Here is a 15,324-nt window from a genome sequence, read left to right on the forward strand (position 1 = left end):
TTGACATGATTTAAGATCGAACCTATCGATTAATGCTTTTGTCCGCGAATCAGCAAGAGCAAGAAATAACTTCCTCCTACTACCGAAACGACAGTACCTGCGGCGATTTGCATCGGGAATAAAATACTTTGACCAATCCAATCGGCGATTAACATGAGTAACCCACCGGCTAAAGCTGCAATAATGAGCTGAGCGCGGGCTTGTTTAGCTCCGAGCATGACTGCCATGTGCGGGGCGAGTAACCCGACGAAAGCAACGGGTCCCATAGTCGTAGTCACCAGTGCACACAAGAGTGCCACACTGCATAATAAGATAACGCTGGTAGCTTGGACATTCAGACCACGAGCGGCTGCAAATTGTCTGCCAGCGGAAATTAAAGTAAGCCAACGAGAAACCGCTACCAAACCTATAAATATAATTGCCACACTAACGCCAAGCACTAATGCGCCAGAGCCTGTGACTCGGTAAGTGGAGCCTGCTAGCCAATTGATGATGGTGTAACTGTCTTGTGTTCCTTTGGCTAAAGCAAATTGCACGAGAGATTCAATTAAAGCGGTAAGCGCGATGCCAATTAACACCATGCTTGAAGGGGCAAATTGATTTTTGCGCCCAAGCACTAAAAGCAGCATTAATACCAACATACTCCCACCAAAAGCCACCAATGAGCCAGAAGCAAAAATATTGGCGCCAAAAAAGACACTGGCACCCACTAACGCAAAAGTAGCCCCTGCGGAAATTCCAAGAATATCGGGGCTGGCAAGTGGATTATAAATTAAACGTTGAAGGACGGTGCCTGCGGCGGCGAGTGCGACACCTGCCGCAAGGGCAGTCACAAAGCGAGGCCAACGTAGATCCCAATTAAAGGCATCAGGAATCGCCCAATATAACCCGTCATTGCTCATGGAAACGGTCGTACTAATTAATAACATGAATACAGTGGCTACGAGCAAAGTGGGAAGGGTCCAAGACGAGAGTTGGGCTTTACTTGGTGGTAATTTGATGGAAATTTGGTCTTGTGCTTTTAAGGCTCTACGGCTAAACCACACCAAAGCTGGTGCACCAATGGCGGCTGCAGTTGTACCACTTGGGATCATTTCAAGAGTAAATTGGCTGATTAGTAATGCCAGAATATCCGTTAACATTAATGCCATACTGCCAATAAGCATGCTGGTATAAAGTTCAGATTTTGGGGTTCTAGCCCCAATGGCTCGGGCGATATTAGGGGAGAGTAAACCAATAAAACTGATCACACCAACCGCTGTAATTGAAGCGGAAACTAACCATAAACCAAGCCCAATCAACACGATGAAATACGGTATAACATTTAAGCCACGAGCGGCAGCGCCTTGGTGGCCTAATCGCATTAAACTTAAAATTCGCGGCGCAAGAATCACTAGAGGTAACGCCACGGATAAGCGAGGAAGAAGCCAGTGAACCATGTCCCAGCCATTTTGCGCTAAATCGCCCGCTCCCCAAATAAAGACATTCTTTGCGTATTGATCATTTAATAAAATAATAGAAGTGGCGATGGCACCAAACAGTATATTAACCACCATGCCAGATAAGATGAGTGGTAGGCCCGTAATATTCTTTGGCCCTGCAATGGTAATGACTAAGCCCATCGCAAATATGGCTCCGACCATGGCTAAAAGTGCCATGTGATCGGCAGCTAATCCGGGGAACCAAACATTGGCTACGATTAATGCTAACCATGCACCAGAGGAGGTGCCAAGGGTCAAAGGAGAGGTCAGTGAGTTTTGAGTAAGCTGTTGCATTAAAGAGCCGACTAACCCCAGCATTGCTCCAACCATAATCGCCATTAGTAAGCGTGGCAGCTGTGCATACACAAAATTGAAATCCGCAAACTCTTGTGGTTCTGCTCCTTTCAGTAAGTGCCACTGTTGAACCACGGATAACTCATCACCAAGTTGTAGGGTCGCAAAAGCGATCAGTATAAAACTAATAATAATGGTGAAGAATAACGTCGGGCGAAAGGGAAGCATAACTGGTTCTCGTGGTTCCATTTTCGTCACTTGAAAAAATCACTACATTCTTTCGAGTAACGAGAAACATTTTTCTTAATAATAAGTGTGTTAAATATTTACCTTAAGGTCTATACCCAACAAACTTGGGTTTATACCCTAGTTACTTCGATGTCGGCTTTAATTCCAACAAACTTTTTGTTATCGATTCTGCTATGTATTCCATCGATATGGCACCACCGTAATTCCATACTGCATCTGCTTCGTTTACATGCCCATTTCGAACAAATGGCATGGCTTTCCATAGCATGGATTTATTGAGCTGTTCACTCTGCTGTTTGGTAAATGGACCAAAATAAATCACATAACCTTCTGTTACATGCTGTAGGTCGGTCATGCGCTTTTGAACAATACCCCATTCCTTAGCCGGTTGGGGTAAAGCCGTTGTTAAACCAAGTTGATGAAGTACATAGTCGGTTGTGGAGTTTTCCGCATACAGATAAACCGTTGTTTGGTTGGCAAAACGCATCGCGGCGACGCTTGGCATATTGCCTTTGAATACGCTTTCAAGTTGTACTTTCAGTTCGGTAAAACGTTGTTGCATTTGATTGAGCTTTTGCTCTGCCAGTTCAGTTTTTCCCACCACGTGAGCAATGTTTTTAAAATTATTGATAGCGGCTTGAGCGCTGTTTTGCTCAGCATTGTAGGTTTGGTAATACAATACAGGTGCGATGGTTTGCAATCGTGGGATAAGGTCTTTTTGTGGTGATGCAGCCAAAATGAGATCAGGCTTTAATGCGGCTAGCTTTTCCATGTTAGGTTCTGCTCGTGTTCCTAAGTCTTCCACTGATTTAGGAATAGCGGGTTTGACGACCCATGTGGTGTAATCTTTAATATTAGGCACCCCAACAGGTACCACATCCAGTTCAATCAATTGTTCAGCCAAGTCCCAGTTTAAAGCCACAATACGTTTAGGCGTTTCAGGTAATTGATGCTGACCAAGGCTGTCTGTGGCAGTGATAGCAGCCTGAGAGGTTAGGGTGAACAATGTGACGAAAATGAGCCCAATAATACGAATAATGTTATTCATGAAAAAACCTTAAAAAATATCATTTTGAAAATGAGGAGACAGTACACCTGATTGTTCTTATTAATAAAATCGAGATCCTGACTCTACTTTGCTTGGGACTATGTGTCGAAGGGCAGGCTATTGATCGATTAATAAGTTTTTTTAGTGGAGGTAACACTTAAACCACCACTGCTATTTTTTGTTCCGTCTGCTTAGGATGATCCAATAGTTTAATATCGGTTTGATACAGTTCTGTGAGTCTTTGTTCATCAAAGAGCAGTGACTTCTCACCGCTAAATTCAATTTTCCCTTGTTTTAACGCCACAATATGAGTGGCGTAGCGCAGAGCTAAATTGAGATCATGCAGAATAACTAAAATTCCGCAGCCGGTGTCTTGATTAAGAGTTTGAAGCAAGTCCATTAGATGATATTGATGATGAATGTCGAGCGCGGATGTTGGCTCATCTAAGATTAAAACAGGTGATTGTTGGGCGAGTAACATAGCGACCCATGCGCGTTGGCGTTCACCACCAGAGAGTTTATCAGCTAGATTGTTGGCGTATTGTTTTATTCCCGTTTTGACCATTGCTTCACGAATAATCTCTTCATCGTTATTTTGCCAACGACCAAATACGCCACGCCAAGGAAAACGGCCTAAGCGCACCAGCTCTTGGACGGTTAGCCCTGCAACGTCGGGAAGTTTTTGAGGTAGAAACGCAATTTCTCTAGCGAGTTGTTTTTGCGACAAAGCATGAATAGGCGTGTTATTAAGTGTGACATTCCCTGAATCCGCTTGTGTTTGACCTGAAAGCAAGTTAACCAAAGTCGATTTACCGCTGCCATTGTGTCCTAGGATGATGGTAAAACCGTTACTTGGGATCGACAAATTATCAACCGATAAAATGTCGCGATTATCTCGGTGCACTCGTACTTGGTTTAGTTCAAACATCCGCGTTTCTCTTACCATAAAATAATGACGAACCTTGCCAAATATGAGCAAGGTTCGTTAGGCTTTTTAAGCCCCGTCTATGGGCTATATATTGACCAGTGGGCGTGTCAGTTTACCAGCGGTAGTTTAGCGTCGCTGTTGTTGTCATCTCTTCACCGTAATAACAGTAGTAATCACAGCTTGCCACATATTCTTTGTTGGTTAAATTATTAACATTCACCTGAGCACGCCATTTTGGTGTGATGTCATAACGAGCCATCGCATCAAATAACGTAACACTTGGTACATTTAGCGTACCAGCACCATCGGAAGTATGGCCAACCGAGCTGCCCATATAGCGAGCGCCAGCGCCGACGATAAAGCTATCTAAGCCTAGGTGAGAAAAGTCATATTCCAACCAAGTTGATGCCATGTTTCGTGGGATCAGCGGCGTACGAATTGGATCGGTACCTGCACTCATGTCTGTTTTTGCATCGGTATAAGTGTAGTTTGCACGTGCTAATAAGGCATCGGTGACATAAAAAGTAGCATCAAGTTCAACGCCTTGAGAAGTCAGCTCACCACTTTGTGTCGCAACACTTTGAGTGGTGACCAAGCCATTTTTCTGGGTAATATCAAACCAAGCTAAATTAAAGTAGCCATTGATAAAACTAGGTTCATACTTGAAACCAGCTTCGGTTTGTTGTCCTTCTAGTGGTTTATAAGCATTACCCGTTGTAGGGTCAATAGAAGCAATGACTTCGAATGATTCGTCATAGCTGATATATGGCGTTAAGCCAAAATCAGACACGTACATTAAGCCACCGCTTAGTGCAAAGTTGGTGTTATGAATGTCTTCTTTTGCTGAACCACTTTCATTTTCTAGACGAACAATATCATAGCGGCCCCCGACTTTTACAATCCATTTCTGGTCTAATTTAACTTGTTGCTGAGCATAAAAGCCCGCTTGACCTTTAGTGATATCGACTGGGGTCGCTCGGTCATCAATTGGTTGATAGTTACCGTAGACAGGATTAAACGAGTTGATATTACCGGTTGTACCACCAAATCCAGTTCCCCAATCATCGGCTTCCATACTGTCATTGGAATAACGTTGTAAATCAACACCAAATAAGAATGTATTCTCGGTGCGAGCCGTACTCCAGTTTGCAATCGCTTGGTTATCCATACTGTAAGAATCGGTGGTTCCATCACGATAAACGATACCACGGGCTAAATCAGAACTGGTTTCGCTACCGAAGGCATAGGTGCTACGAAGTAATAAATCAGTATGGGCATAACGCGTGTTTTGCTTGAACTGCCAAACATCATTGAAGTGATGCTCGAATTCATAGGCAATAGAAAGCTGTGTGTTTTCATTTTTGTCGTAGCCAGGCTCGCCAAGGTTAGTACTTGGATCTAGCTTGCCTTCAGGTGTATCAATAAGCGTACCGTAAGCAGGTTTAAATGGATTCGTTGGAACACCATCATCTTGCTTATAAGACACTAAAAAAGTTAAAGAGGTATCTGGGCTGATATCCCAAGCTAAGCTAGGGGCAAGATAAACACGGTTGGTGTCGGTGTCATCTAACATGCCGTCACGTTCACTCATCATGCCTACCAAACGAAAACGAACATCACCATCATCGTCGACAAAACTGGTGACATCAACACCAATTTGTTGCTGATTATTATTACCTACTTGAAGTTGGACTAACCCACCTTCGGTATAACCCGGTCTTTTTGATACCGCATTCACTACGCCACCCGGAGGCGCTTCACCGTATAAAATCGCTGAAGGCCCTTTGAGCACTTCGATTTGCTCTAAACCAAAAGGTTCTAATGTCCAAGTATAATAACCAACATTATAAAGACGGTTTCCATCTAGATAAGTTGCCGCATCAAAACCACGGATCTTAAACCAATCGGTATCATTATCTGATCCATAAGGTTGAGTCATGACACCGGGTTGATAGCGCAGTGCTTCATCTAATTTAGTCGGCTGTTGAATAGAAAGTTGGTCTTGATCAATGACGGACACACTGCGAGGTGTTTCAGCAAGAGGGGTTTCAACTTTTAAGGCCGAAGCTGTGACCGTGATAGTGTCGAGTTGATCACTGTTGACATTATCTTCAGCAAAAGTGGGTAATGCGAAAAGAGCAAAAGATAAACCTAGTGTTGGCCGAAAAGTACGAGTAATGGCTTTTGATAAAAGAGTAGGGGAGAGCGATGTCATGAGATAGTCCATTAAAGTTATATGCAATTACAATTGATAATTGTTACTATTCGTAATCTTATTGTGTTGCGTAATGAATTTCTAGCGTTAATTAAAAATTATTAATAAAACTGTAATTACAATGATCAAAATCAACAGTGGGTAGGCAAAGCAACTTTTTAGCTTTATCATACGGACAGCAATGAGGGCATTGTTATTGGTAATGACGTGACCCTCTCGTTTACTCTATGATTTTCTTAAATATCCTATTTTTGAACACCATCTTTTCTCAATGGAATCCTTTTTATGTTCAAGTTTTTTGAAGGACTAACGTCCGCCTTTCCAAAGGATAAGGTAGAAACACCTCCGAATACGTTATTTGCATTTTGTATGCACTATAGCCGCGATTTTTTGTGGCCAATTCTTTTTATGTCGATCTTGAGTGCTTGTATTGCGATTATTGAAGTTTCTTTAATGGCCTTTATGGGCTCGATAGTCGATATGCTGTCTAACCACACGCCTGAAACATTATGGGATGCTGAAGGAACACGTATTATTGGTATGGGTTTGGTAATTATTGTGGTGATTCCGGTTGTGGGGTTTTTCCATTCAATGATCATGCACCAAACTTTATTAGGCAATTTTCCAATGTCAGTTCGCTGGTTAGCCCACCGTTATTTACTCAATCAAAGTGTCACGTTTTATCAAGATGATTTTGCAGGACGAATTGCAACCAAAGTGATGCAAACTTCGCTCGCTATCCGTGAAACCGTGATGAAATTTGCTGATATGTTGGTTTACATTACGGTGTATTTTGTTTCGATGTTTGTTTTGATGGCAAAAGCCGATTTATGGCTAATGGTTCCGGTTATTATTTGGTTGATTGCGTATGTGTTAACGCAAGTTTATTTTGTACCAAAAATGAAACGCATCGCGACCGCACAAGCCGATGCTCGCTCTTTAATGACGGGAAGAATTGTTGATAGTTACACTAATATCGCGACAGTGAAGTTGTTCTCACACACTAACCGTGAGACAGAATATGCAGAGAAAGGCATGCAGTCTTTCTTACAAACGGTGTATGCGCAAATGCGTATGGCAACGGTCTTTCTGTTTAGTATTGATATGCTTAACTATTTATTACTCTTCTCGGTGGCGGCATTGTCGATTGGGTTGTGGATGAATAGTATGATCACGGTCGGGGCGATTGCGGTGGCCATTAGCTTAGCTTTGCGTATTCAAGGTATGTCTAAATGGATCATGTGGGAAATAAGCGCCATTTTTGAAAATATTGGTACAGTGGTTGATGGTATGAACACATTATCCAAACCAGTAAGTACACAAGATATTGATCAAGCGCCTGCATTAGAAGTGAAAAATGGTGGTATTGAATTCGACCATGTCAGCTTCCATTATGGTGAAAAAGAAAAAGGTGTGATTGATGACTTACATTTCACTATTAAGCCAGGTGAAAAAGTAGGGTTAGTGGGTCGTTCTGGGGCTGGTAAATCGACATTAGTGAATTTATTACTGCGTTTTTATGATTTAGAGAGCGGGACTATTCGTATCGACGGCCAAGATATTTCCAAAGTGAAGCAAGATTCACTTCGTGGCAATATTGGTATGATTACTCAAGATACGTCATTACTTCATCGTAGTATTCGGGACAATATTTTGTATGGCCGCCCAGACGCAACAGAAGCCGAGTTATTATCTGCTACGACCCAAGCTCATGCTCATGAGTTTATTGCCGACTTAACGGATACCTTTGGGAATGTCGGTTATGATGCGCAAGTGGGGGAGCGTGGTGTGAAGCTCTCTGGTGGTCAGCGTCAACGTATAGCAATTTCTCGAGTATTATTAAAAGATGCCCCAATCCTTATTATGGATGAAGCAACTTCCGCACTTGACTCTGAAGTAGAAGCGGCTATTCAAGAAAGTTTATATGAATTAATGGAAGGCAAAACGGTTATTGCTATTGCTCATCGCTTATCAACTATCGCTGCTATGGATCGCTTGATTGTGCTTGATAAAGGTCAAATACTAGAACAAGGCTCGCATCAAGAACTGATTGCTCAAGGTGGCGTTTATGCGCAATTATGGGCACACCAAACTGGTGGCTTTCTTGGTGCGGAAGAGGTTGAAAGTGATGAAGATGGTGTGAACGCTTAATGATGAGCCAAGTATTATCTTGGCTATAATGCAAAGTTTACAATGAAAGATTAAAAATCAGGCCAAGTAGTGTTCACTACTTGGCCTTTTGATTTCTGGTGTCCCCTGCGAGATTCGAACTCACGTCTAAGACTTAGGAGGTCCTTGTTCTATCCAGCTGAACTAAGGGGACATGTATCAAGAGAGGTTCAGGTGTTGCTAACATGACCAATTCATTTTGATGCGCGAGATAATACGGATTTTTGTAGCAAAAACCAAGTCGTAGGTTTGATTTTACCTTCTATTTTACAAGATACTAGTATTCTGGTGTCCGGTTGAGCTTGACCAGAGTTCTCGACCACTACACCTTTGCCTTTTGATTTTAAGTAAATCATTGAGTTATTGATTGCATTTCTTACGGGGATCTATTGATTAATGGAACCGTTAACACTTTAATGAACTTTAACACGTCTAGCGTAACTTCAAGTTTTCTTGGAGTATATTCAGCTTCTATGTATTTTGTTGTCCTGTTTTTCTATGGAAGGTTGTTATGGCTGCCAGTTTCTCCCGCGATCATGCTCGATTTATGTTTAACCGACTCAAGGATAAGCTTTGGGTTAAGCCTTTGTGGATGTGTATCTGCTCAATTTTAGCTGTTTTTGTGGCAAAATTTGCCGATCACATTGATACCGGATTGTATATTCTTCCCGTGAGTTTTGATTCGTTAGTGACATTACTTGAAATTATGGCGTCGAGTATGTTGGTGATTGCGACCTTTTCGGTGGGGTCTATGGTATCTGCTTATGCTTCTGCCAGTACCTCGGCGACACCAAGATCATTTACGGTTGTGGTCTCTGATGATGTGTCTAAAAATGCTCTATCTCGATTTATTGGTTCTTTTATTTTTAGTATTGTTGGGCTTACGGCCGTTAAAAATGATTTTTTTGAGGTATCGGGTCTTTTCGTATTATTCATTTTGACGGGCTTAGTTTTTGCGTTAGTGATTTTAACCTTTATCCGTTGGGTAGATCGTTTGGCAAGGCTAGGGCGAGTCGGATCCACGGTAGACAGAGTTGAAAGCGTTGCGATGGACGCTCTTATTCGTCAGCGTAATGCGCCTAACCTTTCGGGAGCACCTTGTGTCGATATTAACCAAGGTGAGCCTGTGGTGGCAACCAAAGTGGGTTATGTTCAGCATGTGGATGTAAGCCGGTTGCATCATTGGGCTGAGAAACATGATGTTCATGTTGTGTTAGCTTCGCTACCCGGTGATTTTGTTGCGCCTGGAACCATTTTAGCGCGTGTTATTACTCTTGATAAGCAGGTTTCTAATAAACCAACGGATGAGACTGAGTTAGACAGTAATGATTTTGACTACAAAGGAGTGATTGCTTCTTTTCAAATCGGAGTTGATCGTCTTTTTGATGATGATCCAAGGTTTGGTTTAATAGTACTATCTGAAATCGCGAGTAAAGCGTTGTCACCAGCAGTTAATGATCCGGGATCTGCAATTAAAGTCATCGGCAGTATGGTGAGGTTATTTGCGACGTGGTCAGGGCCAGTACAAGAATCGGATGAACAAGAATCTTGTTATGATCGTGTGCAAGTCCCTGAAGTGAAAATATCCGATATGTTTAATGATGCTTTTACGCCAATAGCTCGCGATGGTGCTGGGTGTTTAGAAGTGGTGACACATTTACAAAAAGCCTTTGTAGCGCTGCATTTACTTGGTGATGAACCATTGAAAGCGGCTGCCAAGCACCACGCAGAAATGTCATTAAAGCGAAGCCAATTAGCTCTGGATTTGCCTGAAGATATATTGGCTGTCCGACAGATCAGTTTATTTTCTGGTTCTGACGTTGATCGCGATAACAGCTCCCAACACGCTCAAGAATGAGCATGGCGATTTTGAATCCGATTAGCGAGTTGACAAAAAATGGGCAATAAAATCCCCCAAGCTAAAGTGTAAGACACGAGAAATAGACCCGTGGTGAATTGGGTATCAAATACGCCCAATCGCCATCCCATCCAGTAACTGAATGTTCCCGCAACGGCCCCTAATAAACCGATTACAATAATGTTCAATTGCCTGAGCCATTTCAAGCTGTGGTTAAGGCAAAGAATGAAATGCCCCCACAGTAATATTAACCAAAATGGCACCCAGTTTTGCCCAACATCTAAGAGTGAAAAGGCAATAAAGGTTTGATCAAGGGCGATACCAATCAAGGCGCACAATAACAAAAAGACATCATCCATTCGGCTCGGTGTGAGTAAAAAATGCACCCCAAGCAAGATCAGCATAAAAAAAGGAGCGTTAGCAGGCAACGTTGCCGCTAACGCCCAACTGGACTGAAAAAGGATGAAATTAATAAGCGAGAATCGTTTCATCATACTGATTTAGGTTACGGGGTTTACGCATCACAATGTGATGAGTGCTGATAACGCGTTCGATAAATGCACCTTCACAGTAACAAAAATAGTAATGCCATAAGCGTTTGAATTGGTCATCATAACCAAACGGCTGAATTTGTGACCAATTACGTTCAAAGTTACTGCGCCAGTCTACTAAGGTCCTCGCATAATGTAGGCCAATGTCTTCCACGTTATCGATCATCATGTCGGTGGTTTTGGCGACTTGTTCGGCAATGATGTTTAGCGAAGGTAGGCAGCCTCCAGGAAAGATGTATTTTTGGATGAAATCAACATTTTTACGATACTGATGATAACGTTGATCAGCAATGGTAATCGCTTGAATTAACAGCTTACCTGTCGGTTTTAACAGTTGATTACATTGTTTGAAAAACGTGGGTTAGTATTCATGTCCGACCGCTTCAATCATTTCAATTGAAACTAATTTGTCGTACTGACCTTCGAGTAATCGATAATCCTTTTTAAGTAAGGTGATTTGATTTTCAAGACCCATTCGTTTTACTTGTTGGGTGGCATAAGCAAATTGCTCGTCTGAAATGGTTGTTGTCGTCACTTTACAACCATAATGAGTGGCAGCAAAAATGGCGAGCCCACCCCAACCAGTGCCTATTTCAACTAAATGATCGGAAGCTTGTAGATCGAGCTTATCGCAGATTGATTTTAATTTGTTATGTTGTGCTTCTGCTAATGTATCACTGTTAGTCTTGTAAATAGCGCAGGAGTACATCATCTTCTCATCGAGAAAACGGGTGTAAAGTTCGTTGCCTAAATCGTAATGCGCCAATATGTTTTTCTTGAAGCCATTGATGGTATTGGCATTAATTCGGCTTAAAATGGCATTTTTAATGCTGTATATCCAACTGGTTTTTTTCTCTAATTCATCAAGTTGTGTTTGGTGTCGAGCGAAGATTCGAATTAGCGCTGTAAGATCGGGTGTTGACCAACGTTGATCTAAATAGGCTTCTGCAGCGGCAATGCTACCCCCTTTGATAAGATCGCGATAGACTGATTCATCATGAATAGTGATATGGCCTTTCAAATCTGCATTTGGGTTACCCACAAATGTGGCTTGCGATCCTTCATCAATTTCTAGATAGGCATCATTCATCTTATTTAATAAGTTGAAAACGAATTGTCGACATTGACTACCGAGCCAACCGCTTTTGGTTTTTTTTGTTAATAGTGATTGAGTCTGTTCCATCATGAACTCCGCTTTGGCTTGTACGGCACAAAAGGTACTTTTTTGGCAAATAACTTAAGGGCTTGCCAATAAATACCCTGTAAAATTTTAAATGTCATGAATGGCAAACGAAGCCATTCCCACGTTGTTGCACTTTTCATTTTGGTTATGCTGTGGTTGTTTGTTGGTTGCATAGAAATTTTTGTTAATGCCACGGTGGCGTCGAACACTTTATGGCTCTTTTTATTTATTTCTGCGTTGTTATTTATTTGGATTTCGTTACCGATCTTCTTCTCGATGTTGTTATGATTTTCTATGTGTATCAATGCTTTGTTATTAGGCGTACTGACTTTCCAGTGGTATTTCATTTCCATGCTCATAAAAGGTGAAACATGGAAGGCTTTTTCGGTTGTGTCTTCACCGCCCATGACTATTAAATAGTAATGCCTTTCATTCCAAGGCGTGTTGCTGACTTCGGCCAATAAATATTGGCAATCGACATCATTTTTAAAGCAGTAATAAAAGTTCACAGGGCTAAAATACACACCAAAGAATCGGCATTGAGCCAGCATCATTACTCGATGGCCATTCCAGTCACCGCCTAATTTGGCGACTTTATGTTTAATACGCTCTGATAAATTTCCCGGTTCACTTTTTATGTAATCTTTTTCGTGAAACCGTACCGGCCGGTACCATTGTGTGCCTAAAATCCAGTGTTGTTGATTAATCGTATTGAGCTCATTGAGCTCTAGTCCTAGCATGGTCAGTGGATAACTGAAGCTATGTTTGGCAGGCGTAAATCGACGATGCCTTATTTTACCAGTATAGATACCATGCCCAAGCGAAGAGGAAGAGCCGTTGTGTGTGTTCATAGCTCAATACCAAACCTCTCTGCCACTTCAACTGCGCTACGAACACCATCTTCATGGAAGCCATTGTGCCAATAAGCCCCCACAAAATGTGTATGTTGTTTTCCGCAAATCTCAGAACGGCGCTGCTGAGCGCGCAAGCTTTGTTGATTGAACACGGGGTGCGAGTAATGAAAAGTTTGAATAATCGATTCTGGATTAATTTGGTCGCTGTTGTTTAACGTGACACAGAATGTGGTATCTGACTTTAATCCTTGCAAAATATTCATGTTGTAAGTAATACAAGCTGGTCGGTCGAGGTTGGAATCCAAATGATAATTCCAACTGGCCCAAGCTAAGCGTCGTTTCGGTAGCATTTGAACATCGGTGTGTAAAACCACTTGATTATTTCGATAAGGAATGTCAGAAAGAATATTTTGCTCTGATTCTGATGCATCACCAAGCAGTGATAATGCTTCGTCTGAGTGACATGCAAAAATGACCTCATCGAATTGTTGAGCATCTTTATTGGAAAAGGTTATCGTGACACCGTCTTGGTCGCGAGTGACAGATTCAATGGTTGAATTGAGTTTGATGTTTTGCTCAAAGGATTTAATTAACGGATTAATATACTGCTTTGAACCTCCCGGGATCACATACCATTGAGGGCGATTTTGAATGTCTAGCAAACCGTGGTGGTAAAAGAATCGTACAAAGAACTTAAGCTGAAATTGTGTCATCTCCGTTAAGCTGCTCGACCAGATTGCGGCTCCCATCGGCAAAATGTAGTTTTGGCAAAATGCGGCTTTAAATTGGTGCTCATTTAAAAAATCACCAAGAGTCAGTGCGGGATCAATTTCATCATTTTCATGTAGGGCTTTACATAATTTATTGAAACGTAAAATATCGAGAATTAAACGCCAAAATGAGGGGCGAAGTAGATTACTTCTTTGTGCAAATAGGCTATTTAACGTGTTGCCGTTGTATTCCAAGTTTTGACTTGGGTTCATCACACTAAAACTCATTTCAGTTTTTTGTTGTGCTATGCCTAACTGATTTAATAATTTAATAAAATTAGGGTAGGTTCTGTCGTTATACACGATAAATCCGGTATCAATGGAGTAATGCCTGTTATTGACTTCAACCTCTTTGGTTGCGGTATGTCCGCCGATGTAGTCGTTCTTTTCAAAGAGGGTAATGTGATGTTTTCGGCTCAGTAAATAAGCGCTAGTAAGCCCAGAAATACCTGAACCAATGATCGCGATATTTTTCATTAATGAGTTATCCTTGATGCTAAAATTTTCCAGCAAGGGAAAGGGAGCAAAGACAATGTTTTTAATAGCCAAGTAAATATTCTTGGGAAATGAATGTCGCTTTTGTTGAGTTTAATCCCTTTGAAAATAGCTTGTGCTGCTTCTTCGGTTGATGTCAAAAAAGGCATTGGAAAGCTATTTTTATCGGTTAAGGGAGTTTTGACAAAGCCGGGGTGAATTACACTGACATGAATATTGTTAGGTTTAAGGTCAATACTGAGAGTACGAGCTAGATAGGTTAGTGCGGCTTTTGATGCACCATAGGCTTCTGCCCTTGGCAGTGGTAAAAAAGCGGCGCTAGAGCTTGTTATAGCAAGATTCCCACCTGATTTAACTAATGGTAGCCAAGCATCAAGGCAATAACCTACCGAGGTTAGATTGGCATTGATCACTCGAGCGAATAACTCACCATCAAACTGTTTGGCATCATCTATGTATTCACAAGTGCCTGCATTTAAAATGAGTACATCGAGATTGGGCAAATTGATGGAGGCTGCTTTGAGCGCTTCTGGTTCAGTTAGATCACAAATTAATGTTTCAATATTGCTGTGTTGTGAGCAGATTTCGCTAAGCCTTTCTTGGCTGCGACCACCAGCAAAAACTTGATAACCGGCTTGCGCATATACCAATGCGAGTGAACGACCAATACCAGAAGATGCGCCTGTGATGAGTACTGTTGGAATATTATTCATGATGTGGCCTTTTTCTTTATCCAAGATATACCGTAACCGATTAATGGTAAGTGCTCATAAAGCATGGAGCCCACATCGAAGTAATCGCGATGAGTGATCACTTTATCTTCAAAACTCACTAAATATGAATGACCCGATACCACGATTTTTTCACCTGATTTTAATTTCGGGTGTTGATATGTCATTGTCCAATAAAGCGCAGCCTGATTACCTTGTTCGAAAGATTGGTGAATATCAAAATGACAAGTGATGATGTTGGCATAGAGTTTTTCAAAGTACTGGTGTAAGTTTTCCAATCCATCGACTTTATGCAGAGGATCTTCAAAATGAATATCAACGTGATAGGTTGCTTCTAATAATAAATGAAGGTTATTTTTATTTAACCTTTGAAAAATATCAATGAATTGAGAAACCCATTGAGAGCGATGAACGGGTTCACTCTCGGTATGTTTGTTATTCATGATGTTTTCCTTTTCGTCGATATATTCAGTAATAAAATGCTATCAAAGGTTAAAA

The 15,324-nt window shown here is 41.6% G+C and carries 11 protein-coding genes, 1 tRNA gene and 1 pseudogene; 2 read left to right on the plus strand and 11 right to left on the minus strand.

All coding sequences use genetic code 11. The features are described 5' to 3' along the window. Positions 1 to 29: 29 nt before the first annotated feature. From fhuB to VCASEI_RS04295, 4 genes are all read right to left on the minus strand, one after another. Positions 30 to 2,003, minus strand: coding sequence for a Fe(3+)-hydroxamate ABC transporter permease FhuB (gene fhuB, locus VCASEI_RS04280; RefSeq protein ID WP_086958083.1), 1,974 nt, complete (start codon positions 2,001 to 2,003; stop codon positions 30 to 32). A 142-nt stretch (positions 2,004 to 2,145) separates the two neighbouring features. Beyond that, complete coding sequence (locus tag VCASEI_RS04285; protein WP_086958005.1) at positions 2,146 to 3,072, minus strand: ABC transporter substrate-binding protein; 927 nt, start codon at positions 3,070 to 3,072, stop codon at positions 2,146 to 2,148. A gap of 157 nt (positions 3,073 to 3,229) precedes the next feature. Then, entirely contained in the window at positions 3,230 to 4,000 is a 771-nt protein-coding gene (locus VCASEI_RS04290; protein ID WP_086958007.1) for an ABC transporter ATP-binding protein, read from the minus strand. A 112-nt stretch (positions 4,001 to 4,112) separates the two neighbouring features. Beyond that, positions 4,113 to 6,215, minus strand: coding sequence for a TonB-dependent siderophore receptor (locus VCASEI_RS04295; protein WP_086958009.1), 2,103 nt, complete (start codon positions 6,213 to 6,215; stop codon positions 4,113 to 4,115). 285 nt (positions 6,216 to 6,500) lie between these two features. On the opposite strand from VCASEI_RS04295, the gene VCASEI_RS04300 reads away from it, so the two are divergent. Further along, a complete protein-coding gene (locus VCASEI_RS04300; protein ID WP_086958011.1) occupies positions 6,501 to 8,366 on the plus strand; it encodes an ABC transporter ATP-binding protein in 1,866 nt (621 codons plus the stop codon). A 96-nt stretch (positions 8,367 to 8,462) separates the two neighbouring features. On the opposite strand, the gene VCASEI_RS04305 is transcribed toward VCASEI_RS04300, so the two are convergent. Continuing rightward, positions 8,463 to 8,538: transfer RNA gene (locus VCASEI_RS04305), tRNA-Arg, on the minus strand. A gap of 357 nt (positions 8,539 to 8,895) precedes the next feature. On the opposite strand from VCASEI_RS04305, the gene VCASEI_RS04310 reads away from it, so the two are divergent. Continuing rightward, entirely contained in the window at positions 8,896 to 10,242 is a 1,347-nt protein-coding gene (locus VCASEI_RS04310; protein ID WP_086958013.1) for a DUF2254 domain-containing protein, read from the plus strand. On the opposite strand, the gene VCASEI_RS04315 is transcribed toward VCASEI_RS04310, so the two are convergent. From VCASEI_RS04315 to VCASEI_RS04340, 6 genes and pseudogenes are all read right to left on the minus strand, one after another. After that, on the minus strand, positions 10,233 to 10,733 hold the full coding sequence (locus VCASEI_RS04315) for a DUF2878 domain-containing protein (protein WP_162621020.1): 501 nt from the start codon (positions 10,731 to 10,733) through the stop codon (positions 10,233 to 10,235). The two genes, VCASEI_RS04310 and VCASEI_RS04315, sit on opposite strands and share 10 nt — an antisense overlap. Beyond that, positions 10,711 to 11,976, minus strand: a pseudogene (locus VCASEI_RS04320) (class I SAM-dependent methyltransferase). Before VCASEI_RS04320 ends, VCASEI_RS04315 begins: the two are co-directional and overlap by 23 nt. Beyond that, complete coding sequence (locus VCASEI_RS04325; RefSeq protein WP_089110409.1) at positions 11,976 to 12,827, minus strand: DUF1365 domain-containing protein; 852 nt, start codon at positions 12,825 to 12,827, stop codon at positions 11,976 to 11,978. The pseudogene VCASEI_RS04320 and the gene VCASEI_RS04325 overlap by 1 nt, the downstream one beginning before the upstream one ends. Beyond that, positions 12,824 to 14,077, minus strand: coding sequence for an NAD(P)/FAD-dependent oxidoreductase (locus tag VCASEI_RS04330; RefSeq protein WP_086958020.1), 1,254 nt, complete (start codon positions 14,075 to 14,077; stop codon positions 12,824 to 12,826). Before VCASEI_RS04330 ends, VCASEI_RS04325 begins: the two co-directional genes overlap by 4 nt. After that, positions 14,077 to 14,808, minus strand: coding sequence for an SDR family NAD(P)-dependent oxidoreductase (locus VCASEI_RS04335; protein ID WP_170924536.1), 732 nt, complete (start codon positions 14,806 to 14,808; stop codon positions 14,077 to 14,079). The genes VCASEI_RS04330 and VCASEI_RS04335 overlap by 1 nt, the downstream gene beginning before the upstream one ends. After that, complete coding sequence (locus VCASEI_RS04340) at positions 14,805 to 15,269, minus strand: nuclear transport factor 2 family protein (protein ID WP_086958022.1); 465 nt, start codon at positions 15,267 to 15,269, stop codon at positions 14,805 to 14,807. Before VCASEI_RS04340 ends, VCASEI_RS04335 begins: the two co-directional genes overlap by 4 nt. Positions 15,270 to 15,324: the final 55 nt, after the last annotated feature.

This window comes from Vibrio casei (genome assembly GCF_002218025.2).
Taxonomy (GTDB): domain Bacteria; phylum Pseudomonadota; class Gammaproteobacteria; order Enterobacterales; family Vibrionaceae; genus Vibrio; species Vibrio casei.